This is a genomic window from Streptomyces sp. NPDC059850 (assembly GCF_042731515.1).
GTDB lineage: Bacteria > Actinomycetota > Actinomycetes > Streptomycetales > Streptomycetaceae > Streptomyces.
Map to the genome: position 1 here is coordinate 1 of NZ_JBHWJI010000093.1, position 23,182 is coordinate 23,182.

19 protein-coding genes and 1 tRNA gene are annotated in these 23,182 nt (G+C 72.6%); 12 read left to right on the plus strand and 8 right to left on the minus strand.

What is annotated here, in order from left to right; genetic code table 11:
• Window positions 1-33: 33 nt before the first annotated feature.
• Window positions 34-435, minus strand: a complete 402-nt coding sequence (locus tag ACFV9T_RS40640) for a VOC family protein (RefSeq protein WP_385448359.1) — start codon at window positions 433-435, stop codon at window positions 34-36.
• 112 nt (window positions 436-547) lie between these two features.
• Between ACFV9T_RS40640 and ACFV9T_RS40645 the strand changes: the two genes are divergently transcribed.
• Window positions 548-1,909 (plus strand): MerR family transcriptional regulator, encoded by a 1,362-nt coding sequence (locus ACFV9T_RS40645; protein WP_385448362.1) that lies wholly within the window; start codon window positions 548-550, stop codon window positions 1,907-1,909.
• A gap of 11 nt (window positions 1,910-1,920) precedes the next feature.
• Complete coding sequence (locus ACFV9T_RS40650) at window positions 1,921-2,337, plus strand: hypothetical protein (RefSeq protein WP_385448365.1); 417 nt, start codon at window positions 1,921-1,923, stop codon at window positions 2,335-2,337.
• Between the two features lie 131 nt (window positions 2,338-2,468).
• Here the strand turns inward: ACFV9T_RS40650 and ACFV9T_RS40655 are convergent, their stop codons facing one another.
• Window positions 2,469-3,458: an aldo/keto reductase gene (locus ACFV9T_RS40655; RefSeq protein ID WP_385448367.1), complete on the minus strand. Its 990-nt coding sequence runs from the start codon at window positions 3,456-3,458 to the stop codon at window positions 2,469-2,471.
• 78 nt (window positions 3,459-3,536) lie between these two features.
• Here ACFV9T_RS40655 and ACFV9T_RS40660 point away from each other — a divergent pair, with 78 nt between their 5' ends.
• On the plus strand, window positions 3,537-3,953 hold the full coding sequence (locus ACFV9T_RS40660) for an NUDIX domain-containing protein (RefSeq protein ID WP_385448369.1): 417 nt from the start codon (window positions 3,537-3,539) through the stop codon (window positions 3,951-3,953).
• Window positions 3,954-4,259: 306 nt separating this feature from the next.
• Here ACFV9T_RS40660 and ACFV9T_RS40665 read toward each other — a convergent pair whose 3' ends face one another.
• Both ACFV9T_RS40665 and ACFV9T_RS40670 read right to left on the minus strand, forming a co-directional pair.
• The gene (locus tag ACFV9T_RS40665; RefSeq protein ID WP_385448371.1) at window positions 4,260-6,839 is read right to left on the minus strand and encodes an ABC transporter permease; all 2,580 of its coding nucleotides are present in this window, start codon (window positions 6,837-6,839) and stop codon (window positions 4,260-4,262) included.
• Complete coding sequence (locus tag ACFV9T_RS40670) at window positions 6,836-7,624, minus strand: ABC transporter ATP-binding protein (RefSeq protein ID WP_385448374.1); 789 nt, start codon at window positions 7,622-7,624, stop codon at window positions 6,836-6,838. The genes ACFV9T_RS40665 and ACFV9T_RS40670 overlap by 4 nt, the downstream gene beginning before the upstream one ends.
• Before the next feature lie 334 nt (window positions 7,625-7,958).
• Here ACFV9T_RS40670 and ACFV9T_RS40675 point away from each other — a divergent pair, with 334 nt between their 5' ends.
• Window positions 7,959-9,644 carry an MFS transporter gene (locus ACFV9T_RS40675; RefSeq protein WP_385448376.1) on the plus strand — a complete coding sequence of 562 codons (1,686 nt, stop codon included), beginning with the start codon at window positions 7,959-7,961 and terminating at the stop codon, window positions 9,642-9,644.
• A 19-nt stretch (window positions 9,645-9,663) separates the two neighbouring features.
• On the opposite strand, the gene ACFV9T_RS40680 is transcribed toward ACFV9T_RS40675, so the two are convergent.
• The 3 genes from ACFV9T_RS40680 to ACFV9T_RS40690 all read right to left on the minus strand — a co-directional run bounded on the left by ACFV9T_RS40680 (window position 9,664) and on the right by ACFV9T_RS40690 (window position 15,367).
• Window positions 9,664-10,575 carry a cellulose-binding protein gene (locus tag ACFV9T_RS40680; protein WP_385448378.1) on the minus strand — a complete coding sequence of 304 codons (912 nt, stop codon included), beginning with the start codon at window positions 10,573-10,575 and terminating at the stop codon, window positions 9,664-9,666.
• Window positions 10,576-10,787: 212 nt separating this feature from the next.
• Window positions 10,788-13,343, minus strand: coding sequence for an SUKH-4 family immunity protein (locus ACFV9T_RS40685; protein WP_385448399.1), 2,556 nt, complete (start codon window positions 13,341-13,343; stop codon window positions 10,788-10,790).
• 1,046 nt (window positions 13,344-14,389) lie between these two features.
• Window positions 14,390-15,367 (minus strand): SMI1/KNR4 family protein, encoded by a 978-nt coding sequence (locus ACFV9T_RS40690; RefSeq protein ID WP_385448381.1) that lies wholly within the window; start codon window positions 15,365-15,367, stop codon window positions 14,390-14,392.
• 196 nt (window positions 15,368-15,563) lie between these two features.
• On the opposite strand from ACFV9T_RS40690, the gene ACFV9T_RS40695 reads away from it, so the two are divergent.
• Window positions 15,564-16,082, plus strand: a complete 519-nt coding sequence (locus ACFV9T_RS40695) for a YwqJ-related putative deaminase (protein WP_385448383.1) — start codon at window positions 15,564-15,566, stop codon at window positions 16,080-16,082.
• The gene (locus ACFV9T_RS40700; protein ID WP_385448385.1) at window positions 16,079-16,579 is read left to right on the plus strand and encodes an SUKH-3 domain-containing protein; all 501 of its coding nucleotides are present in this window, start codon (window positions 16,079-16,081) and stop codon (window positions 16,577-16,579) included. The genes ACFV9T_RS40695 and ACFV9T_RS40700 overlap by 4 nt, the downstream gene beginning before the upstream one ends.
• A gap of 108 nt (window positions 16,580-16,687) precedes the next feature.
• Here ACFV9T_RS40700 and ACFV9T_RS40705 read toward each other — a convergent pair whose 3' ends face one another.
• Window positions 16,688-18,058, minus strand: a complete 1,371-nt coding sequence (locus tag ACFV9T_RS40705) for a histidine kinase (RefSeq protein ID WP_385448388.1) — start codon at window positions 18,056-18,058, stop codon at window positions 16,688-16,690.
• 247 nt (window positions 18,059-18,305) lie between these two features.
• On the opposite strand from ACFV9T_RS40705, the gene ACFV9T_RS40710 reads away from it, so the two are divergent.
• The 6 genes from ACFV9T_RS40710 to ACFV9T_RS40735 all read left to right on the plus strand — a co-directional run bounded on the left by ACFV9T_RS40710 (window position 18,306) and on the right by ACFV9T_RS40735 (window position 23,147).
• Window positions 18,306-18,377: transfer RNA gene (locus ACFV9T_RS40710), tRNA-Gln, on the plus strand.
• 113 nt (window positions 18,378-18,490) lie between these two features.
• Window positions 18,491-19,957: a bifunctional UDP-N-acetylglucosamine diphosphorylase/glucosamine-1-phosphate N-acetyltransferase GlmU gene (gene glmU / locus ACFV9T_RS40715; RefSeq protein ID WP_385448391.1), complete on the plus strand. Its 1,467-nt coding sequence runs from the start codon at window positions 18,491-18,493 to the stop codon at window positions 19,955-19,957.
• A gap of 74 nt (window positions 19,958-20,031) precedes the next feature.
• Window positions 20,032-21,009: a ribose-phosphate diphosphokinase gene (locus ACFV9T_RS40720; RefSeq protein WP_385448393.1), complete on the plus strand. Its 978-nt coding sequence runs from the start codon at window positions 20,032-20,034 to the stop codon at window positions 21,007-21,009.
• Between the two features lie 217 nt (window positions 21,010-21,226).
• Window positions 21,227-21,823, plus strand: coding sequence for a 50S ribosomal protein L25/general stress protein Ctc (locus ACFV9T_RS40725; RefSeq protein ID WP_385448402.1), 597 nt, complete (start codon window positions 21,227-21,229; stop codon window positions 21,821-21,823).
• A 141-nt stretch (window positions 21,824-21,964) separates the two neighbouring features.
• Window positions 21,965-22,561, plus strand: coding sequence for an aminoacyl-tRNA hydrolase (pth, locus tag ACFV9T_RS40730; protein ID WP_385448395.1), 597 nt, complete (start codon window positions 21,965-21,967; stop codon window positions 22,559-22,561).
• A gap of 67 nt (window positions 22,562-22,628) precedes the next feature.
• Window positions 22,629-23,147, plus strand: a complete 519-nt coding sequence (locus ACFV9T_RS40735) for a hypothetical protein (RefSeq protein WP_385448397.1) — start codon at window positions 22,629-22,631, stop codon at window positions 23,145-23,147.
• Window positions 23,148-23,182: the final 35 nt, after the last annotated feature.

Genomic DNA, 23,182 nt, shown 5'->3' on the forward strand with positions numbered 1-23,182 from the left:
ACATATACACTACCTAAAACCTCCGGCTAGGGATCAAACTTTAACAAAAACCAACAGCGCGTTGCCGTCCGCGTCGCGGAAGCTGAACATCGGCGGGACCGGGGCGCCCCAGCGCTGGACCTCCGGGTCGGTGTCGACGCCGCGGGCGCGCAGGGCCGCGTGGTCGGCGTCGATGTCCTCCGAGGTGAGGATCAGGCCGGTCTCGTACGCCGACGCCTGCTGGCCCTCTCGCGGGAGGACGAGCGCGATGCCGGTCGGGGCGCCCGTCGGGGCCACCTCGATCCAGCGGTAGCTGTCGCCGTAGGGGATGTCGGCGCGCTTCTCGAAGCCGAGGGTGTTGACGTAGAAGTCGAGCGCCCGGTCCTGGTCGGCGACGGTGACGGCGACCCGGCCGATCTCCGTGAGCCGGGTGCCCTTCGCGTCGGTAGCGGTCATGGTGGCCTCCCTGGTGGTGATGGGTTATGCCGTTATGACCGGGGCGCGGCGCGGAACTCATCGGTCCGCGCCGATTGACCTTCGAGCCGCTTGAAGGCCCAGCATGGCGGCCATGGACGACGACGAGCCCCTGATGGGCATCGGCATCTTCGCCCGCCGGGTCGGGCTGGCGCCGAGCGCGCTGCGGTTCTACGACGACTGCGCCGTGCTGCGGCCCGCCCGGGTGGACGCGGCCACCGGATACCGGTACTACGCCCCGGAGCAGGCACCCCGCGCCACCCTGCTCCGGCGGCTGCGGGACGCCGGGCTGCCGCTGGTCGAGGCGACGGCCGTGCTGGACGGCCCGCCCGAGGAGGCCCGCGAGGTGCTGCGGGACCACCTGCGGCGGACCCGGGAGTCCGCGACGGCCGCCCGGGCGGCGATCGAGGACGTGCTGCGGGAGTTGCCGGGCGGGGCACGGCGCGGGCAGGTCCGGGTCGGCGGCGCCGAGCTGGCGGGGGCGGTGCGGCAGGTCGGCTCGGCGGTCGCGGAGGGCGCGGTACGGGAGGAGTTCCCGGTGCTGGGCCACGTACTGCTCGAACTCGCCGACCAGGAACTGCGGCTCGTGGCCACCGACCGCTACCGGCTCTCCGTACGCGCACTGCGACCGCTCGCGATCAGCGGCGAGCCGTGCGGGTTGCCGGTCGGCATCGAGGAGCTACGGGAGGTCGCGGGCTGGGCCCGGGGGCTGGCGGAGGTCGCGATCGAGGTGGAGGGGGCGGTGGTACGCATACGAGGTGGGGGCGAGGGGCGGGTGCTGCCCGTCGCGGACGAGGCGTTCCCCGCGTACCGCCTGGTCCTGGACGGGCTCGGCGCAGCCCGGCACCGGGTCATCGCCGACCGGGCGGCACTGTGCGCGGCGGTGGCGGACGGGGTCGGCGACGGACCGGTCGTGCTGCGGACGGGAGATGGCGTGCTGACGGTGGAGGGCGGACCTATGCTGCCCGCCGTCCCGGACGACGCCCGGCTGAGCGCAGCGGGCAGCGCTGCTGCCGGGGGGACCGCCGCACGAGGCGCCACCGCGCTGGGCACCGCCGCAGAGGGCAACGCCGCACGGTTCACCACCACAGGGGACGCCGCCGCACACGGCTCCACCGCACAGGACACCACCGCACAGGGCACCGCCGCAGACGACACCGCCACGCGGGGCAGCGCCGCACGGGACGCCGCCGTACGGGGCGCCGCCTCGCGCGACGGCGCCGACGACGGCGGCAATCCGCTGCCCGCCGTCGCAGGCGGCCGCACGCTCCCGGCCCTCTGCACCGGGCCGCCGCTGCGCATCGCCTTCGATCCGGCCGTTCTGCTGGCCGCGCTGGAGGCGGGCGTCGGGCCCGATGTGTTGCTGGAGGTCGCCTCGGACCGTGCGCCCGTTGTCGTCCGCTCCGCCGATCAGGGGAGTTTTACCACCCTGGTCATGCCCATCCGGACGCCGTGAAGGAGGCATCGATGGACCCCGACAACCAAGTCGTCCGGCTGTGCGCGCAGGGCATGGCCGCCGAGGGCGAAGGGCGGGCCGATGACGCGCGCGCTCGCTTCCGGGAGGCGTGGGACGTCGCCGCCGACGACTACGAACACTGCGTCGCCGCGCACTACCTGGCCCGGCACCAGCCCACCCCCGAGGAGACGCTGCGCTGGAACCAGGAGTGCCTGGACCGCGCGGACGCGGTCGGCGACGACCGGGTCCGCGGCTTCTACGCCTCGCTCCACGTGAACATGGGCTCGGCGTACCGGGCGCTGGGAGAAGTGGACCGGGCGCGCGAGCACTTCGTACGCGCCGCCGCGCACATCGACGACGTACCGGCAGGACCGTACGCGGACTGGGTCCGCCTCGGCATCGCCGAGGGGCTGCGTACGACCCGTTGAGCCGAGCCCAAAGGCGGGCCGGTCGGTGAGTTACGGGCGCTCGTCGACCGGGAGCGACTGATCACCGCGCTGCGCATAGTGCATGCTGGACGGGGCGCAGGATGCGCTGGGCGCGGTGATCGGCGGGATGGTCAGCGGTTGACGAAGGCCAGGCTCTTCTCGTCGTAGCGGGTTCCGGCCACCTGGTCGGCCGGGGCCGCCGCGTCGATCGCGGCCAACTCCTCCACCGACAGCTCGATAGCCACCGCCGCCAGGTTCTCCTCCAGGTACTTCTCGCGGCGGGTGCCCGGGATCGGCACCACGTCGTCGCCCCGGTGCTGCACCCACGCGAGGGCGAGCTGACCGGCGGTGACGCCCTTCTCCGTTGCCAGTTCGTTGAGCTTGTCGACGATGGCCAGGTTCTGTTCGAGGTTGCCGTCCGCGAACCGGGGCTGGGTGCGGCGCATGTCCGTCTCCGGCAGGCCCTCGACCGAGGTGTAGCGGCCGGTCAGGAAGCCGCGGCCGAGCGGGGAGAACGGGACGAGGCCGATGCCGAGTTCGCGGCAGACCGGGGCGGTCTCCCGCTCCAGGTCACGGGTCCACAGCGACCATTCGCTCTGCAGCGCCGCGATGGGATGCACCGCGTGGGCTCGGCGGATCGTGGCCGCGCTCGCCTCGGACAGCCCGAGGTGGCGCACCTTGCCCGCCTGGACCAGCTCGGCCATCGCGCCGACGGTCTCCTCGATCGGGACGTCGGGGTCGACGCGGTGCTGGTAGTAGAGGTCGATGTGGTCGAGGCCGAGGCGGCGCAGCGACGCGTCGCAGGCCTGGCGGACGTACGCGGCGTCGCCCCGGATCACGGTGGGCTCGCCCAGCCGGTTGGCGAAGCCGAACTTGGTGGCCACGACCGCCTGCTCGCGGCGCGGCCCGGCCAGGGCCCGGCCGAGCAGTTCCTCGTTGTGGCCGAAGCCGTAGAAGTCGGCGGTGTCCAGCAGGGTGACGCCGAGGTCGAGGGCGCGGTGGATGGTCGCGATCGACTGGGCGTCGTCCGACTCGCCGTAGCCGTGGCTCATCCCCATGAGCCCCAGGCCCTGTGCGGCGACGGTGAGTTGGCCCAGGTGGCGGGTGGGCAGTTCGGACATCGGTGCCTCCTTCGTGGTCGTGACGATCACGCTAGGAGTTGGAGAGCACTCCAAGTCAACGCTGCCAGAATCGCCCGCATGGGATACGAGGACGAAGGGTCCATGGCCGTGGTGGCGGCCGCGATCGTGCAGCAGGGACGGCTGCTGGTGGTGAGCAAGAAGGCGGCGCCCGAGATCTTCTATCTGCCCGGCGGCAAGCCCGACCCGGGCGAGAGCCCGCTGGAGACCCTGGCCCGGGAGCTGGACGAGGAGCTGGGCGTGGTCCCGCTGGAGCCCCGGCTGCTGGCCGAGGTCGAGGGGGTGGCCGTCCTGGAGCGGGTGCCGATGCGGCTGACGGTGTTCGAGGCGCGGATCGACGGGGAGCCGCACCCGGCGGCCGAACTGGCGCATATGCGCTGGATATCGGGCGACGAGAGCGACGTCCGGCTCGCGTCGGCCATCCGTAACCATGTGGTGCCTCGGCTCCGCGAAGGGGGCGCCCTCACGGCGGCGTGAGTCGGGTTACGGCTGCCCGGGCGAGGGAACGGCGCGGATCGCCGCCGCCGAAACCGGCCGTCCGGCGCAGCGGCCGCCACGCCGCAAGCGGCGGCACCCCCGCCGGATGCGGAACCTCCGCCGGGTGCGCCGCTTCCGCCGGGCGGGGGCGCGCGCCCGCGCCCCCGTGACGCTCGCGCGGCACGCGCACGAACGGGCCCGGTCCGGTGCGCACCCCCGTCGCGCACCGGGCCAAGCCCGTCCCCGTATAAGGCTGCCCCTCCCCCCAAAGAAGGGGCAGCCGTCCCGAAAACCCCGTCCCCGGACTCAGTCCGTGGCGATGGCGTTCAGAATGTTCATCCGCGCCGCCCGGAACGCCGGGATCAGGGCCGCGATCAGGCCCACCACGGCCGAGCCGATGAAGACCGTGATGATGGTCGGCCAGGGGATCTCCAGGACCTTCAGACCCTCCAGCGCGAGCAGCTTCTGCGCCGTCGCACCCCAGCCCATGCCGAGCCCGAGGCCCAGCAGCGCGCCGAACAGGGCGATGACGACGGACTCCAGCCGGATCATGCGCCGCATCTGGCGCCGGGAGAGGCCGATGGCGCGCATCAGGCCGATTTCCCGGGTCCGTTCGACGACCGACAGGGCGAGGGTGTTCACCACGCCCAGGATGGCGACGATGATCGCGAGCGCCAGCAGTCCGTAGACCAGGTTGAGCAGCTGACCGACCTGGTCCTTGATCTCCTCCTTGTAGTCGGTCTGGTCCTTCACCTGGACCGACGGGTACGGCTGGAGCTTCGACTTGAGGGACGCGTACGCCGCGTCCTCCTGGCCGTCCTTGGCCTGCGCCAGCATGATGGCGTCCGCCGGGATCAGCTTGGCGGGGACATAGCGCTCGACGGTGGCGATGCTGGTGTACAGCGCGCCCTTGTCGAGGCTGACGTCGTCCGAGGTGATCGCCGCGATGGTGAGCTTGGCGGGCTTGGCGGGCTCGACGTCCTTGAAGTCGACGGTCAGGGTGTCGCCCTGCTTCACCTTGTGGTCCTTGGCGAAGCTCTCGGGAACCGAGATGGCGTTCTTGCCGTACGCGTCGGCCAGGGTGCCCGCGACGACCGGGGTGCGCACGTCGTCGGCGTACGTCGGGTCGGCGGCGGTCAGGTCCTTGGTGACCTCCTTGCCGTCCGGCAGGGTGATCTTGGCGTCCGCGATCTGCTTGGCGTCGCTGACGTGCTTGAGGCCCGGCACGCCGTGCACCGCCTGCTCGATCCCCTTGGTGATCGGCTGGCCCGTCATGGACTGGACGATGAAGTCCGCGCCCACCGACTTGTCCAGCTCGTCGGTGGCCGAGGCGACCATCGAGGAGCCCACGACCGACAGGCAGGCGACCAGCGCGAGGCCGATCATCAGGGCAGCGCCGGTGGCGCCGGTGCGGCGCGGGTTGCGCAGCGCGTTGCGCTCGGCCAGCCGTCCGACCGGGCCGAAGATCCGCAGGACGACGGTGGCCAGGGCCCGGACCACCAGACCGGCCAGCAGCGGGCCGATGACGATGAAGCCGATGAGGGTCAGCACCACGCCGAGGCCCAGGAACAGCGAGCCGTCGACCGCCTTGTCCGCGGTGCCCGCGAGGACCAGGGCCGCCGCGCCGCCCGCGGTGAGCAGGGTGCCGATCGCGCCCCGGATCCGTCCGGCCCGGACGTCGGCCGGGGTGCCCGCGTCGCGCAGGGCCGCCATCGGGGAGATCTTCCCGGCCCGGCGGGCGGGGATGTACGCGGCGATGACGGTGACGACGATGCCGATGCTGAGGCCGATGATGGGCGTGGTGGGCTTCACCGTCAGCTGGTCGGTGCTCAGATGCAGACCCGCGCTGCCCATGATCTTGATCAGGCCGATCGCGAGCCCGACGCCGCCGAGGACGCCGAGGATCGAGCCGACGACGCCGAGCAGCAGCGCCTCGATCAGCACCGACCGGTTGATCTGCTTGCGGCTCGACCCGATGGCGCGCATCAGGCCGATCTCGCGGGTGCGCTGGGCGACCAGCATGGAGAAGGTGTTGACGATGAGGAAGATGCCGACCAGGACGGCGATCCCGGCGAAGCCGAGCATCGCGTACTTCATGACGTCCAGGAACGAGCCGATGTCGCTCTCGGCTTCCTTGCTGGCCTCGGCCTTCGTCTGCACCTTGTGACCGGCGCCGAGGTCCGCGACGACGGCCTTCTTGAGCTGGTCGTTGCTGACTCCGGTCTTGGCGGTGATCGCGTAGCTGGAGTACGCGCCGGGCGCGCCGAGCAGCTGGCGCTGCGCGGTGGCGGTGTCCAGGTAGACGATGGTGGCGCCGGGGTTGGTCACCTGGAACGTGGCGATGCCGACGATCTTCGCGCGGAACTCGCCGGGGATGGCGATGGTCCGCAGCTCGTCGCCGAGCTTGAGCTTCTTGTTCTTGGCGGTGTCGGCGTCGACCATCACCTCGGTGGGGCCGCGCGGCGCGTGACCGGAGGTGATCTTCACCGAACGGTGCTCGGTGGTGTCCCAGTTGGTGCCGATGGTCGGGGCGCCGGAACTCGGGCCGATGTTCTTGCCGTTCGGGCCGGTGACGGTGACCGACTCGCTGGTGACGTCGCCGGTCACCGACTTGACGCCGTCGACCTGCTTCAGCTTCGCCAGGTCCGCCCCGGGCAGGGTACGGATGCGGCCCTGCCGGGTGTCGTTGTCGCTGGCGCCCTTCGGGCTGACCGTGACGTCGGACGCGGTGCTCGCGAAGAGCTTGTCGAACGTGGCGTTGGTGGTGTCGGTGAAGACGAGCGTGCCGCAGACGAACGCCACGGACAGCAGGACGGCGATCGCGGACAGCGCCATCCGTCCCTTGTGGGCGACGAAGTTGCGCAGGGAGGTCTTGAGAACGGTCATGACACCCGTCCGCGCGCGTCGAAGCTCTTCATGCGCTCAAGGACCAGCTCCGCGGTGGGGTGGTGCATCTCGTCCACGATCCGGCCGTCGGCCAGGTACAGCACCCGGTCGGCGTACGAGGCCGCTACGGGATCGTGGGTGACCATCACGATCGTCTGGCCCAGCTCGTCCACGGACCGCTTGAGGAAGCCCAGCACCTCGGCACCGGCCCGGGAGTCCAGGTTCCCGGTCGGCTCGTCACCGAAGATGATCTCGGGGCGGGCGGCCAGGGCGCGGGCCACCGCGACGCGCTGCTGCTGACCGCCGGACAGCTGGTTCGGACGGTGCCTCAGCCGGTCGCTCAGGCCCACGGTCTGCACCACCCGGTCCAGCCAGCCCCGGTCGGGCTTGCGGCCCGCGATGTCCATCGGGAGCGTGATGTTCTCGATCGCGTTGAGCGTCGGCAGCAGGTTGAACGCCTGGAAGATGAAGCCGATCCGGTCCCGGCGCAGCTGCGTCAGCTTCTTGTCCTTGAGCCCGGTGATCTCGGTTTCGTCGATGAAGATCTGCCCCGAGGACACGGTGTCCAGACCCGCGAGGCAGTGCATCAGCGTCGACTTGCCGGAGCCGGACGGGCCCATGATCGCGGTGAACTGGCTGCGGGCGATGTCCACGTCGACGTGGTCCAGCGCGACCACGCGGGTCTCGCCGGAGCCGTAGGCCTTGACCACCTGGCGTGCCCGGGCGGCGACGGCCGTATGTCCTCCGCTGCCCCCGGTCTTGGGAATCGATACGGCCGTTGTCACGGTTTGCTCCTTTTTTCGTCTATGTCGGATCCGAGATGATCGTACGTATCCGACCGGCGGTAACAACAGTAAGGAGCGGTACGCCCCGGCTCGTCCTTCCCCGGGACGAACCCTGGGTAGGAGGAAAGGCAGCCCATCCCCTAGGGGAGTAGGCCCTGGGGTGGAGCGCGTCTCGGGGCCGACCCTGAACCCGGACGTAGCGGAAGGCTCGGGTCCGGCGCCTCAACAGCCCTGATGCGTTCTTCCCCTGCCCCGAGGCCGCATGGAATGGTGGGTCGTACAAGAACTGGACACCAGAGTCGGCGCGGGCGACCGGCGGAGGGAGTGCGTCACGGTGGGCGGCACCGCAGAAGGGCCTGACGCGGACTCCTCCATATCCCCCGGGCCCGAGGACTCCCCTCCCCGGGACAACTCCCGGGAGACTCCCCGGGAGATCCCCCCGCCCCGCGGCCGCCGCCCCGTCGTCGCCGCGCTGATGCTGGGCATGGCGCTGACCGCGCTCGACTCCACCATCATCTCGACGGCCGTTCCGCAGATCGTCGGCGATCTCGGCGGCTTCTCGGTCTTCTCCTGGCTGTTCTCCGGCTATCTGCTCGCCGTCACCGTGACCCTGCCGGTGTACGGGAAGCTCTCCGACACCTTCGGCCGCAAGCCCATCCTGGTGGCGGGCACCATCGTCTTCCTCATCGGATCGCTGCTGTGCGCCGGGGCCTGGGACATGGCCTCCCTCATCGCCTTCCGCGTCGTCCAGGGGCTGGGCGGCGGGGCGCTCCAGGGCACCATCCAGGTGGTCGCCGCCGACCTGTATCCGCTCAAGGAACGCCCCAAGATCCAGGCCCGGCTGTCCTCCGTTTGGGCGCTGTCCGCGGTGACGGGCCCGGCTCTCGGCGGTGTGCTCGCCGGATACGCCGACTGGCGCTGGATCTTCCTCATCAACCTGCCGATCGGGGCGCTCGCCCTCCTCCTCATCGTGCGTCACCTGCACGAACCGGTACGGCCCCGGGCGACCAGGCCGCGTATCGACTGGGCGGGCGCCCTGGCCATCTTCGGCTGCGGCGGGCTGCTGCTGACCGCGCTCGTCCAGGGCGGCGTGGCCTGGGCGTGGCTCTCCGGGCCCTCCCTCGCGCTGTTCGCGGCGAGCGCCGCGTGCGCGGCCCTGACCGTATGGATCGAACGGCGCGCGGCCGAGCCCATCATCCCGGGGTGGGTGTGGCGGCGGCGGACCATCTCGGCGGTCAACCTCGCGCTCGGCGCGCTCGGCCTCCTCATGATCGCCCCGACCGTCTTCCTGCCCACCTACGCCCAGTCGGTGCTGGGCCTCGGGCCGATACCCGCCGGGTTCGTGCTGTCCGTGATGACCCTGAGCTGGCCCATCTCGGCCGCGCTCAGCAGCCGCGTCTACAACCGCGTCGGCTTCCGGAACTGCTCCATCATCGGCATCGGCGCCGCCGCGCTCATCCTGGCCGCCTTCCTCCTCCTCCCCTACCCCGGCGCCGCCTGGCAACCCGCGCTGATCATGCTGCTGCTGGGCGCCGCCCTCGGGCTCTTCCAGCTTCCGCTGATCATCGGCGTGCAGTCGTCCGTCGACTGGGACGAGCGCGGCACCGCGACCGCCTCGATCCTCTTCTGCCGCCAGGTCGGCCAGTCCATCGGCGCGGCCCTGTTCGGCGCCGTCGCCAACGCGACCCTCGCCACCCGGCTCGCCGCCGCCCCGTCCGGCATCCGCGACGGCCTCCCCGGTGACCTCGACTCGGTCTCCCACGCCCTCGACAGCCCCGGCGCGCTCACCGCCGAGGCCGCCGACTATCTGCGGCGCGCCGTGGACACCGCCGTCGACCGCGTCTACCTGGGCGCCGCCGGGGCCGCGGTGCTCGCCCTCCTGGTGCTGCTGTTCCTCGCCCCGCGCCGCTTCCCGGTCCGCGCCGAGGCGGGAAGCGGAACGGAAGCGGAGCATGACGTCCATACGGAAGCGGGGTCCGCCGCCGACCAGCTGACGGCGAACCCCGCCCGGGAGAACTGAACCCGCTGCGCGGCAGGGATCAGTTCTCGGGGTGCGGAGCCGCGTCCTCCACGACCGGCTTGCCGGTCAGGGCCGCCAGGCTGCCGCGTACGTGCTCCAGGTGCGCCTTCAGCTCCTCGCGGCGCTCCACGTGTTCGCGCAGCGTCCGCTCCGTCTCCCGGGCCAGCCGCTCCTCCCGGGCCCGGGCCTGCGCGATGATCTCCGCCGACTGCGCCTGGGCGTCCTCCTGCCGCAGCCGCGCCGCCTGATCCGCCATCGCGTACTCCCGCTTGGCGTCCGCCAGCCTCGCCTGGGCGTGTTCCTCCATCTGGACCAGCCGCGCGGTCATCGCCGCGTCGCGCTCGACCAGCTCATGCCCGGCCGCCTCCCACCGGTCCGCCTGCTCGCGCTCCTGCTCGGCGAGGAGCGCGGCGGTGCGCCCGCGCATGTCCTTCAGCGCGGCCAGGGCCTCGCCGCGCCACTCCTTGACGTCCCGGCGCGAGGCCGCGCGCAACTCCTCCACCTGCGACTGGGCCGCCTCCAGGGTGCTGCGCGCCGACGCCTCGGCGGCCTCCCGCACCCGTTCGCCCTCGTCGCGGGCGGCGTCCCGGACGAGCCGGGCGGCGCCCTGCGCGGCCTCCCACTCCTCCTGCGCCGCCGCCTCGGCCGCGGCCCGCAGGCAGCCGACTTCCTCCTCGGCCGCCATCAGGATCAGCTGCGCGCGGTCACCCAGCGATTCGTACGTCTGCGGGGCCAACTGGGCGATCACCTCGCGCAGCCGTTCGGCGTCGGCGGCCAGCTCGTTGGCGAGAACGGTGAGGCGCGCGGCGCGCTCCCACGCCGCGTCCCGCGCCTCGGACAGCTCCGCCACATAGCGGTCGACCTGCGCGGGGCGGTAGCCGCGGCCCCGTCCGCCGATGGTGAAGCCATGACGTGACACCGATGCGCCCATCCTTGGAACCCCTTTGTCCGGTAGGCAACGCGCTCCGGCGCACATCTTGATGGATGGTGTCTTATCGCCCATAACGCGACACTCCGCCCATCTCCCCGGCCGGGGCCCGCCCGGGTACCACAACGACAAGGCGCCCGCCCCCGTCACGGGGGTCGGGCGCCTCGATGGGGCACGCGCTCAGCGCGCTCCGGCGGGATTCATGCGGGCTGGGTTCAGAGCAGGCCGTCCCACATCTGCTCCAGCAGCACCGCCCACCAGTTGTCCGGCGCGGACAGCGCCGCCGGGTCCAGCGCGGCGAGCTGCGCCTGGAAGTCGACCGTCCAGCGGCCCGCCTGGTCCGGCGTCAGCCCGTACCGCAGCCGCCACATCCGGCCCAGCAGCCCCATGCAGCGCACGAACTCCGGCAGACCGGTGTTGACGAACTGCGCGGGCACCGGCTGCGGCGCCGCCTCCAGCGGCACGGCCACGATGTGCGCCGTGCCGTACTGCACGCACAGCTGGCGGCCGAAGTCGTTGCCCATGACCAGGTACGACCCCGCGTCGGCCGCGGGCTGTACGCCGCGCTCCGCCGCCAGTTCGGCGAGCGTCGGCACCGGGCGGCCCTGCTGCGCCTGAGCCCAGAAGAACGGGCCGAAGTCCGCGGGGAGCCCCGCCCATACGAGGGTCTGCGCCACCACCTCCGGTACGCCCTGCCGCGACACCGCGCGCTGGTCGAACCGGACGATGGCCTGCGGCCCGAACGCCTGGCCCAGCTCGTGCGCCAGCCCCTCCGGCGGCACCGGCGGGATCGGCTGCACCTGGCTGGGGTGCGGCAGCGGCACCCGGTTGGGCGCCGGGCGCGCCGGGCCGTCGGCCACCTGGTGCAGTTCGCCCTGGTGCTCGATCAGATGGCGTACGCCCTGCTGCCGGGTCGCGTGGTCCCGCCCGTACGGCGCCGTGTGGCTGATCCGTACCTGCGGCCACGACTCGCGGATCATCCGCGCGCAGTAACCGCCCGGCAGATCGCACGACTCCAGCTCGGTGTGCAGCTCCAGCACCTGCTGCGGCGGCACGTTCATCGCGCGCAGCTCATGCAGGATCTGCCACTCCGGGTGCGGGGTGCCCGGCGCCGAACGGCGGATCAGCTGCTGCTCGGAGCCGTCCTGCGCACGGTAGCGGAGTACGGCCATGTAGCCGGGCCCGACCGTCGGCATCCCGGCGGGCGGCGGCGGATACGCGTACCCGCCACCGGGGGCGGGGGCGGGGGCGGGGCCGGGGCCCGGGCCGGGGCCGGGCGGCATGCCGGGCGGCGGCGTCCCGGGCTGCGCCACCCCGTGCGGCGGGGTGATCCCGGGCACCGGCGGACCGGCGGGCGGCGGCATGTTGGGGACTCCGGGCGCGCCGGGGGGCGGCGGGGTCTGGCCGCCCGCGCCGCCCGCGCCGCCCGCCAGCATCGTCGCGGCCGCGTGGACGCCACCGCCGGGAGCGCCCGGCGGTGGGGGCGGTGGCGGCGGGGTGTGCGGACCACCCGCACCGGGGACACCGGGAGGGCCGGGCGGGTGCGGGCCGGATGGCCCAGCCTGCCCGGGAGTACCCGGAGCACCGGGCGGGCCAGGGGGGCCGGGCGGACCGGGCGGACCGGGCGGCGGCGGAAAGCCGGGCGCGCCGGGGCCGGGCGGGGGCGTGTTCGGGCCGCCCGACAGCATCGTCGCGGCCGCGTGCACCCCACCGCCGGGGGTGCCGGGAGCGGAAGGCGGAGGCGGCGTCTGGCCACCGGGCGGCGTCTGCCCGGGGGTACCGGGTGCGCCGGGGGTACCGGGTGCACCCGGACCACCGGACAGCATCGTCGCCGCCGCGTGCACTCCACCGCCGGGCGTACCGGGGGCGGGAGGCGGAGGCGGGGGCTGCGGACCGCTCTTCCCACCCGGGATGCCGCTGCCCACGCTGTCGTCCAGCTGCGAGACCATCTGCGTCGGTACGTACCCCCCGGCCGGAGCGCCCGGGGCGCCGGGGCCGGACGGGCTCGGCGGCGGGGTCGCCGGGCTGCCCGGCTTGCCCGCCTTGTGGGTGGCGGCGTTCGCGATGTCGGCCGCGCCGGATGACGTATCGGAACCGCCCGGCGTCGCCGGGAAGTCGAAGGGCGGCGAGACCGCGGTGGGCGGCAGCGCGCTGCCCGCCGACATCAGTTCGGTCTTGGCATCGGGCCGCACCCCCGGAGGCGGGGTGTCCTCGTCGTCCGAGCCCGCGAGCGGCGGGGCGAACACCGTGGCGGGCGGGGCGACCGAACGATCGCCGTCGTCGCTCGCGGAGTTGGCGTCGGCCCACGGCGCACCGGGACCCGTCGGCGTCTCGCCGGAACCGGAACTGGAAGCGGATCCGGAAGCGGGCGGCGGTGCCCACGGGCCACCGGCGCCGGGCGCCGGAGCGGGCGGGTCCACGCGCGGCCGCGCCACCCCGTCGGTGGGCCAGTCGTCGTCACCGTCCCGCCTCGGCGGCACCACCGGCGCGGGCGGCACGGGCGCGCCAGCGCGCGGCGGCGTAGGCGGACCGTTACGCCAGCCGTCAGCAGCCGAACCGGACGCGGGCGCATCGTTGCGCGGCGACGGCACGCCGCCGGAAGGCCAGTCATCCACCGGCGCGGCAGCAGGCGCATCGCTACGCGGCGACGGCCAGTCATCGACCGGCTCCGGCGCGGGCGCCGCATCGCGCGGCTCGCCACGACCCGGCGGCGGCGTAGACGAACCGCCAGGCCAGCCCTCACCAGCCGACCCAGACGCGGACGCGGGCATGGGCCCGGGACCGGGCGCATCGGCGCGCGGCGACGGCCAGTCATCCACCCGCTCCGACGCGGACGCCGCATCGCGTGGCCCAGACGCATCCGTACGCGGCGACTCGCCGCCACCCGACGACGGCCAGTCATCCACCGGCCCCGACGCGGACACGCCGCCAGCCGAACCGGACAGGGGCGCGTCCGTGCGCGGCGACGCCGCACCACCCGGCGACGGCCAATCATCGACCGGCTCCGACGCGGACACCGCATCGCGCGGCTCGCCGCGACCCGGCGGCGGGGCAGACGGACCGCCACGCCAACCCTCGTCAGCCGACCCGGGCGCAGACGCGGGCGTCGACGGCGACCCGGACGCGGGCCCGTCGCCACGGGGCGACGGCACACCGCCAGAAGGCCAGTCGTCCGCCGACGCGGATGCAGGCGCGTCCCTGCGCGGCGACGGCCAATCGTCCACCGGCTCCGGCGCGGGCGCCGCGTCGCGCGGCTCGCCGCGACCCGGCGGCGGCGTAGGCGGACCGTTACGCCAACCCTCGTCAGCCGACCCGGACGCGGGCGCGTCCGTGCGTGGCGACGCCGCGCCACCCGACGACGGCCAGTCGTCCACCGGCTCCGACGCGGGCGTCGACGGCGAACCAGACGCAGCCGCAGGCACATCCGCGCCGCCGCTCATCGCGTCCGCCGCCTCCTGCAGCCACTCCGGCGGAGTCAGCAGGAAGGACGTCACGTTGAGGTCGATGCGCTGCTGACGCCCGGAGGTCTCCTGGGCGCGGTCGTCGTTGGTCCCGTACTCCTCCTCGTACCGGCGGATCACCTCACCCACCGGCAGCCCGGGCCACAGCGTCGTCTCGCCGCTGTCCCGCGCGATCACCAGCCGGGCGCCGTCCACGGGCGCGCCCGAGACCGCCCCGTCCGGGCGGTCCTCGGCCCAGGCGACGAAGCCCAGGTCGAACTCCCGCACCCGCACCTCGCGCTGCTGGTACGCGGGCAGCTCACCGTTGATCCAGAGTTCGGCGCGCTCCTGCGCCTGTGCGAAGGTCACCATCGCGCTCAGCCCTCCACGGGTACGGCGTACGCGAATCCGCCGTCCACCATCAGGTTCGCCACGGTCTCCAGCTCCGGCGGGTTGCCCGCGAGCCGCAGCAGGAAGGCGTCGAAGTCCTCGCCGCACGGCAGCATCAGCCGCTCCACCCGCTCCCGGACCGTCCAGCCGTCGCGGTCCCGCGCGTCGTCGTACGCGCAGAACCACACCGAGCCGATCGCGTCCCCCTTCACCTTCACCGCGATCACCCCGCCCTGGACGAAGCCCACGCCCAGGTAGTCCTTGGTGAAGTGGTCGCGCAGACACTTGTTGATGTAGACGAGGTCGTTGGCCGCCGCCTCGTCGCGCACCGTGAAGAACGGCTGGTCGACCAGGAGCCCCAGCTCCGGGTCGAGCGCCGCGCCCACCGGCGCGCAGCCCCCCGCCGCCTTCAGGAACGCGCGGTACGACTCCGGCAGCCGGTAGCCGAGGTCCTCCTCCACGCCCAGCACCTGCTCCTCGGTGACCGAGAGCCCCCGCACCGGCAGCCGGAAGTGGATCGGCCGGGTGTCCTGCAGCGGGCGGGTGCCGCGCTTGGTGTGGTCCACCAAGGCCGTCGCGAGCCCGCCGTGATGCCGCAGCAGCGCCTTGACCTCGACCGGGATCAGCACCATCCGGCGGCGGCCGGGCACGTGGTGCCACGTCCAGCCGTGCGGGGTGGCCACCGCCGAGGCATCGTTCCACAGCTCATGCCCGGAGGCGTGCAGCGCGGCGTTCGCCGATACGAAGTCGGTCAGCCGCAGCTCGTCGACCCCGAACCCCTCCGGGGGCTCGGCGATTTCGGCGGCCGCGCGGGCGTACGGCGAGAAGTCCGGAAAGCCGTTTTCGTCCACCCGGACGCCCGCGGGGTGGCGGGCGGCCCGAACCGGATCCGGGAAGTGCACGACCTGCCCGGCGTAGGCCGTGTTCGGTGGCGCGGCATGCTGCCCGAGCCGACCTGTCGTCATGGCGGTTGCCCCCTGCTGATGCTGGCGTATGGGGCACAGCCTATGCGGTGGGACAACAAGCGGAACCGGTCGGCCACCACCCCGCCCGCCTACCTGGGCCGACGCACCCGGACTACCGCATTTCCCGTGGCATTTGGCAGGCTGATCTTTCGCAACCGGGGGATTGCGGTGGATTGCACAGGGAGGGACCCACCACATGCACATCACGCAGAGCAACGGGGGCGGCGACGGCGCCGCCACCGCGGCCAGCGACCCCCGGCTCAGATGGAGCAGCGTCGATCCCGACGCGGGCCCGCCCCCACTGCACCACCGCCGCGATACGCTCCTGCCCGCCGTCGCGGCCGCGCTCTCCGTCCGTGGCGAGACACTGACCTGCACCGGAGGCAAGGCCGACCAGGCGCCCACCCTCCACCCCCTGGTGCAGGACTTTCTCGACGCCCTCACCAGCGGACAGCGCGAACGCTTCACCGGCCGCTGCCCCGAAGCCGTCCTGCTCTCCCGGCACCTGACCGCCGTCGAGGCGACCCGCACCAAACGCGCGGCCCGAAAACCCCTCACCCACGGTGAGGCCCGGCGCTCCCTCAAGCAGTCGAAGCTGACCGCCCGGCGGATCCGCGAGGCGGGCGACCCGCAGCACGGCTCCTACGCCCCGCCCTGCCTCTCCTGCACGGCGCTGCTGGGGCACTTCGGCGTACGGGTGGTCGAGCCGACGTGACCCGCCCCTTCGAGCGCACCGACACCACCCGCTTTCCCGTGCCCGTCGACGCCGCCCTGCGCGACGCGGGCTGGCAGCCGGGCCGCTGGGACATGGAACGCGCCGAACGCTGGGCCGACACCCTGTCCGCCCACACCTCCCCCGCCGGGCACCGGCACACCGTCTTCCCGGCCGCCGTCGAGGCCTGGGCCGAGTTCGGCGGGCTGCACATCCAGCCGCCGGGGGCCGGGCGCCAGATCGCCCCTACTCCGTTTCGTGTCGACCCGCTGCACGGGCTCCACCTGGCCCGCACCCTCGGCGACTTGGGGCGCGCCCTGGAGACCGAGGTCTGCCCGCTGGGCGAGGAGGCGGATGGGCAGGGGCTGCTGACCATCGACGCGGAGGGGCGGATCTACAGCCTCGACCACACCGGGGACTGGTACCTCGGCCCCACGCTTGACGCTGCGCTGGCGACGCTGATTACGGGGACGCTTCCGGCTCGGCTGTCCCGGGCCTAGTCGCCGTCCGGCGCGGGGGCCGTGATGCGCGCCGTTGGCCCTCACCCCGTCGGCCGTGTGCGGCGCCGTTGTGGCTGGTCGCGCAGTTCCCCGCGCCCCTTCGGGGCGCTAGGTGTGCTGTTCCGAGAGGTTGGGTTCGGCTGGGGCTGGGCGGGTGCGGTCTGGGATTACCGCTGAGACTCGGAAGCCACCGGCGTCGGTCGGGCCCGAGACGAAACCGCCGCCCAGTGTCGAGACCCGCTCCTTCATCCCCACCAGGCCGTTGCCCCCGCTCGGCAGCCCGGCGTCCGCCGCACCCCGGTCCGAGGGGCCGTTCTCCACCAGCACCGCGATCTCGGCGCCCCGGTGGGCCAGGCGGATGCGGGTACTGGCGCCCGGGGCGTGCTTGTGCACGTTGGTCAGCGCCTCCTGGACCACCCGGTACGTGGTCTGCTCCACCCGCTCCGCGTACCGCCGCTCCTCGCCCTCCACCGACAGTTCCACGGCCATCCCGGCCGCCCGCGACTGGCCGACCAGGGCCTCCAGCTCCGCGAGCCTCGGCCCGCCCGCTTCCACGTCCGTGTCCGCCGCGTCCGAGACCGCCGCCTCGGCGGCCGCCGAGGCGGCGACGGCCACCGAGGCCAGCGGCACCGGCTTCTCCTCGGCCGGGCCGCCCGACCGCAGGACGCCCAGCATCTGCCGTAGCTCGGTCAGCGCCTGCCGTCCCATGTCGCCCACCAGGGCCGCGTTCTTCGACGCCTTCTCCGGGTCCTTGAGCGCCACCGCCTGGAGCGCCGCCGCGTGCACCACCATCAGGCTCACCCGGTGCGCCACCACGTCGTGCATCTCGCGCGCGATCCGGGTGCGCTCCTCGTTGCGCGCCCACTCGGCGCGCTCCTCGGCCCGCTCGGCGAGCAGCGACAGCTCGCGCTCCAGGCCGTCCGCCCGCTCCCGCAGGCTCTCCACCAGCCGCCGCCGGGCCCGGACGTACAGCCCGAGCAGCACGGGAGGCGAGGTCAGCGCCAGGGTGATCGTCAGGGAGAAGAGCAGCGCCTCCCAGGTGGCCGAGCCCCACTCGGCCTGCAGGTTGTCCTGCCGGAAGCGGATCATCGTGACGAGGAAGGTCCCGGCGCCCGCCATCCCGGCCAGCACCGCCGAGATCCGGCGCGGCACCTCGGACGCGGCGAGGGTGTAGAGCCCGACGACGCCGAGCAGCAGCCCCATCTCGGCGGGGGTGACGGCGATCGATATCAGCACCACGGCGATCGCCCAGCGCCGCCGCAGCACCAGCGTGGACCCGACGATCAGCCCGAACACGACCCCGAGGGCGACCGGCATCCGGGCGTCGTGCGCGAACCCGACGCCCTCCGCGGCGCATTCGGCCGCCGACGCGACGCCGAGCATGATGTCCAGCACCATGCTCCGACGCCGCGGCCACCACAAGGGCCCGGCTGGCGCGCCGCGCGCACTCGTCTCCTCAGATGCCCCCGTCGCACTCATAGCGACCAGCCTACGACCGCATGCCAGCCCTTTTCCGGGGGACACGGCCGCACATGTCTCACTCGAACAGTCGGGATATCAACGGTTTTAACTCGAACGGTTGAATCGACCACGTTTTCGATGGCGCGTCCGCATGACGCACGGGCGGCACCGACCCATACCGTCGCATCGGAGGCCGGTGGTACGGCATAGTGGTGGGGGCCAAGTCGGCGGCCTGACCGGCCGCCCGACTACGGCCTGTTTGCTATCCCCTGTGGTGTAATTGGCAGCACAGTGGCTTTTGGTGCCATTAGTCCGGGTTCGAGTCCTGGCGGGGGAGCCTTCACACACGGGTCCTGATCCTTACGGTCGGGACCCGCGGTCGTTTCTGGCGGGAAACCTCTCGGTATCCTGCGGGTGTCCACCCCCGACCCGAAGCCGAAGGGCACACCCGTGAGCGCCAACCGCCCGGCAGCCGTCGTCGTCCTCGCAGCGGGTGAGGGCACCCGCATGAAGTCGGCTACCCCGAAGGTTCTGCACGCCATCTGCGGCCGGTCCCTCGTCGGGCATGTCGTCGCCGCCTCCCGCCAGCTCTCCCCCGAACATCTGGTGGTCGTGGTCGGCCACGCCCGGGAGCAGGTCTCGGCCCATCTGGCCGAGATCGACGCCGACGCCCGCACCGCCGTCCAGCACGAGCAGAACGGCACCGGGCACGCGGTCCGGATGGGCCTGGAGGAGCTGTCCGACAGCGGCGTGGCCCTCGACGGCACCGTGATCGTCGTCTGCGGCGACACCCCGCTGCTGACCGGTGAGACCCTCCAGCAGCTCGCCGGGGCGCACTCCGCCGACGGCAACGCGGTGACCGTTCTCACCGCCGAGGTCCCCGACGCCACCGGCTACGGCCGGATCGTGCGGGACGAGGCGTCCGGCGCCGTCACCGGCATCGTGGAGCACAAGGACGCCACCGCCGCCCAGCGCGCGATCCGCGAGATCAACTCCGGGGTCTTCGCCTTCGACGCCCAGTTGCTCACCGACGCGCTCGGCAAGGTGCGGACCGACAACAGCCAGGGTGAGGAATACCTCACCGATGTGCTCGGCATCCTGCGCGAGGCCGGGCACCGGGTCGGCGCGTCGGTCGCCGCCGACCACCGCGAGATCGTCGGCATCAACAACCGCGTACAGCTCTCCGAGGCCCGCCGCCTGCTCAACGACCGACTGCTGGAGCGCGCCATGCTCAGCGGCGTCACCGTGATCGACCCCGCCACCACCTGGATCGACGTCACGGTCACCGTCGAGCAGGACAGCGTGATCCACCCCGGCACCCAGCTGCTGGGCACCACACACCTGGCCACCGGCGCCGAGGTCGGCCCGAACTCGCGGCTCACCGACACCACGGTCGGCGAGGGCGCGGTGGCGAGCTTCACCGTCGCGGAGGACGCGGTGATCGGCGAGGGCGCGTCCGCCGGGCCGTACGCGTATCTGCGCCCGGGCACCCGACTGGGCACCAGGGCCAAGGCCGGTACGTACGTGGAGATGAAGAACGCCGAGATCGGCGAGGGCACCAAGGTGCCGCATCTGTCCTATGTGGGCGACGCCACGATCGGTGACTTCACCAACATCGGCGCCGCCAGCGTCTTCGTGAACTACGACGGCGAGAAGAAGCACCGCTCGACCATCGGCAGCCACTGCAAGACCGGATCCGACAACATGTTTGTGGCTCCTGTCACAGTCGGGGACGGGGCGTACACCGCCGCCGGCTCCGTCATCACCAAGGATGTGCCCCCGGGCTCGCTCGCCGTCGCACGCGGACAGCAGCGGAATATCGAGGGCTGGGTCGCCCGCAAGCGCCCCGGAAGCGCCGCGGCGCAGGCGGCGGAAGCCGCCGCTGCCGCGCGCCAGGAGGACGAGAGCGGGGAGTGACCTGCGGACCGGTGCGCCCGTGCGGGGGCGTACCGTAAAAGCGCGCACCAAAGTGACATCCAAGGAGACTTGACGTGACCGGGATCAAGACGACCGGCGAGAAGAAATTGATGCTCTTCTCCGGCCGCGCCCACCCCGTGCTGGCCGAGGAGGTCGCCCACGAGCTGGGCGTCAGCCTGGTCCCGACCAAGGCATTCGACTTCGCCAACGGAGAGATCTACGTCCGCTTCCAGGAGTCCGCGCGGGGCGCAGACTGCTTCCTGATGCAGAGCCACACGGCTCCGATCAACAAGTGGATCATGGAGCAGCTCATCATGATCGACGCGCTGAAGCGGGCCTCCGCGCGCTCGATCACGGTGATCGTGCCGTTCTACGGCTACGCCCGCCAGGACAAGAAGCACCGCGGCCGGGAGCCGATCTCGGCGCGCATGATCGCCGACCTGCTCAAGACCGCGGGCGCCGACCGCATCCTCACCGTCGACCTGCACACCGACCAGATCCAGGGCTTCTTCGACGGCCCGGTGGACCACCTCTTCGCGCTGCCGGTCCTCGCGGACTACGTGGGCGCCAAGGTCGACCGGTCGAAGCTGACGGTCGTCTCGCCGGACGCGGGCCGGGTGCGGGTCGCCGACCGCTGGTGCGACCGGCTGGGCGCGCCGCTGGCGATCGTCCACAAGCGCCGTGACCCGGATGTGGCCAACCAGGTCACCGTCCACGAGGTCGTCGGTGACGTCCGGGGCCGGGTGTGCGTCCTGGTCGACGACATGATCGACACCGGTGGCACGATCTGCGCCGCCGCGGACGCGCTGTTCGCGAACGGCGCGGAGGACGTGATCGTGACGGCGACGCACGGCGTGCTGTCGGGTCCGGCCGCCGACCGGCTGAAGAACTCCAAGGTCAGCGAGTTCGTGTTCACCAACACCCTGCCGACGCCGGGCGAGGTCGAGCTGGACAAGGTCACCGTGCTGTCGATGGCGCCGACCGTCGCCCGCGCCGTGCAGGAGGTCTTCGAGGACGGCTCCGTGACCAGCCTCTTCGAAGAGCACGCCTGATGGGCTTAACCGCGGGCGCGACCGCGGACCGATCCAGCTGAGGCCACTCCCCCGAGGGGTGGCCTCAGCCATGGGCGGACCGTTGGTAGACTCGTGGGGTTGCTCGGCGAGGGAGGCTGTGGTTCCCACAGCTCATCCGTTATCGACGCGCTCTTCGTAGCAGGTCTGTCGTGGGCCGGGTGACGGCCACATGTACACGATCTACGAGGAGTGCCCCATGGCCGAGGTCAAGATCCCCGCCAAGCCCCGCACCGAGTTCGGCAAGGGTGCCGCCCGTCGCACCCGTCTGGCCGACCGCGTTCCCGGCGTCGTCTACGGCCACGGTGCCGAGCCGCTGCACGTCACGCTTCCCGCGTACGACCTGCTGATGGCGCTCAAGACCCCGAACGTCCTGCTGCGCCTGGAGATCGAGGGCGGCAAGAGCGAGCTGGTCATCCCCAAGGCCGTGCAGCGTCACCCCATCAAGATCGGCATCCTGGAGCACGTCGACCTGCTCCTGGTGAGCAAGGGCGAGAAGGTCACCGTCGAGCTGCCGATCAACGTCGAGGGCGACCTGGCCCCCGGCGCCAACCTGCTCGAGTACGTCCTGAACACGCTGCCGGTCGAGACCGAGGCCACCCACATCCCCGAGGGTGTCACCATCTCGATCGAGGGCCTGGACGCCGGCGACACCGTCTACGCCAAGGACATCGCGCTGCCGAAGGGCACCACCCTGGCCGTCGAGGACGACGCGCCGGTGCTGCACATCGTCACCCCGCAGGCCGAGGCCCCGGCCCCGGAGGCCGAGGGCGAGGGTGAGGGCGCCGAGGCCTGATCCTCGTACCGCATCGCCTGGCGACCGCCGTCCCGCTGCTGCCAGCGGGGCGGCGGTTCGTGTTTGCGAGCGGTCCCGCCCAAGAAAACACTGCTAAGACACCCTGCGCATACGAGAGCCCCACTCCAGGAGAACGAGACGATGAGCGAAGCGGACCCGAGCAGCCCGTGGCTCGTGGCGGGCCTGGGCAACCCCGGCCCGGAGTACGCGGCCAACCGCCACAATGTCGGCTTCATGGTGGCCGAGCTGCTGGCCGAGCGGATGGGCGGGCGCTTCAAGGCGCACAAGTCCCGGGCGCAGGTGGTGGAGGGGCGGATCGGACCGCCCGGCCCTGGCAGCCGCCGGGTGATCGTCGCCAAGCCGATGACGTTCATGAACCTGTCGGGCGGACCGACGACCGCGCTGCGCGACTTCTACAAGGTGCCGGTGGGTCATGTGGTGGCGATCCACGACGAATTGGACATCGACTACGGCGCACTGAGGCTCAAGCTCGGCGGCGGTGACAATGGCCACAACGGGCTGAAGTCGATCACCAAATCCGGCGGCCCCGACTACTTCCGGGTCCGTTTCGGCATCGGCCGTCCGCCCGGCCGGATGGATGTCGCGGCGTTCGTGCTGAAGGACTTTTCCGCCGCTGAGCGCAGGGAGTTGGACTACTTCGTGGACCGCGCGGCGGACGCGGTGGAGACCCTCATCGTGGACGGTCTGGAGCGCGCGCAGGGCACGTACAACACCTGAACGAGACTCGCGCGACGGTGCGGTTGGAGGTTGACCCCGGGCCCGCCGATGGCAAAGATCTACCGCCATGGCATCCACCGGCATCACCAAGCGCAGCCGTACGCGCCGGGCGGGCGAAAGCATGTACGGATTGCTCTTGCTCGCGAAGAACGTGGCGATGACGCTCGTCGCCCTGCTGATCCTGGTGGCCGGGGTGTGGTCCTCCTGGAGCGACGCCAAGCCCACGATGCTGACCAAGGGGCTGGAGAGCGGCACGCTCACGGTCTCCCGCTGCGACGACGACTGGTGCACCGGCCGCTTCACCCCCGGCTCCAGCGGCGCGGAGGCGCGGGCCAAGGTGCGGGTCGACGCGGCGGTCTCGGTCGGGACGGGCGAACGGCTGCTGGTAGCCGTCAAGCCGGGGACGAACGAGGTGGTGCGCACCGGTACGGCGGGCATCCTGCACGCCTGGGTCCCGTTCGGCGGTTCGCTGCTGCTGGCGTCGCTGGTCGTGGCGGGCGGGCTGCGTATGCGCCGTACGGCCTGGGGTCTTGGCCTGGCGGGCGCGGCGGTGCTGGTGGCGTCCTTCGCCACGCTGACGTTCTGAAGGGGCACAATGCGGCGGCCCGCTCCTCCGGGGAG

Bases quoted from the DNA above. Each gene is read 5' to 3' on its own strand.
- ACFV9T_RS40640 (WP_385448359.1), bottom strand. From the start codon at position 435: ATGACCGCTACCGACGCGAAGGGCACCCGGCTCACGGAGATCGGCCGG.
- ACFV9T_RS40645 (WP_385448362.1), top strand. From the start codon at position 548: ATGGACGACGACGAGCCCCTGATGGGCATCGGCATCTTCGCCCGCCGG.
- ACFV9T_RS40650 (WP_385448365.1), top strand. From the start codon at position 1,921: ATGGACCCCGACAACCAAGTCGTCCGGCTGTGCGCGCAGGGCATGGCC.
- ACFV9T_RS40655 (WP_385448367.1), bottom strand. From the start codon at position 3,458: ATGTCCGAACTGCCCACCCGCCACCTGGGCCAACTCACCGTCGCCGCA.
- ACFV9T_RS40660 (WP_385448369.1), top strand. From the start codon at position 3,537: ATGGGATACGAGGACGAAGGGTCCATGGCCGTGGTGGCGGCCGCGATC.
- ACFV9T_RS40665 (WP_385448371.1), bottom strand. From the start codon at position 6,839: ATGACCGTTCTCAAGACCTCCCTGCGCAACTTCGTCGCCCACAAGGGA.
- ACFV9T_RS40680 (WP_385448378.1), bottom strand. From the start codon at position 10,575: ATGGGCGCATCGGTGTCACGTCATGGCTTCACCATCGGCGGACGGGGC.
- ACFV9T_RS40685 (WP_385448399.1), bottom strand. From the start codon at position 13,343: ATGCCCGCGTCCGCGTCTGGGTCGGCTGGTGAGGGCTGGCCTGGCGGT.
- ACFV9T_RS40690 (WP_385448381.1), bottom strand. From the start codon at position 15,367: ATGACGACAGGTCGGCTCGGGCAGCATGCCGCGCCACCGAACACGGCC.
- ACFV9T_RS40695 (WP_385448383.1), top strand. From the start codon at position 15,564: ATGCACATCACGCAGAGCAACGGGGGCGGCGACGGCGCCGCCACCGCG.
- ACFV9T_RS40705 (WP_385448388.1), bottom strand. From the start codon at position 18,058: ATGAGTGCGACGGGGGCATCTGAGGAGACGAGTGCGCGCGGCGCGCCA.
- ACFV9T_RS40725 (WP_385448402.1), top strand. From the start codon at position 21,227: ATGGCCGAGGTCAAGATCCCCGCCAAGCCCCGCACCGAGTTCGGCAAG.
- pth (WP_385448395.1), top strand. From the start codon at position 21,965: ATGAGCGAAGCGGACCCGAGCAGCCCGTGGCTCGTGGCGGGCCTGGGC.
- ACFV9T_RS40735 (WP_385448397.1), top strand. From the start codon at position 22,629: ATGGCATCCACCGGCATCACCAAGCGCAGCCGTACGCGCCGGGCGGGC.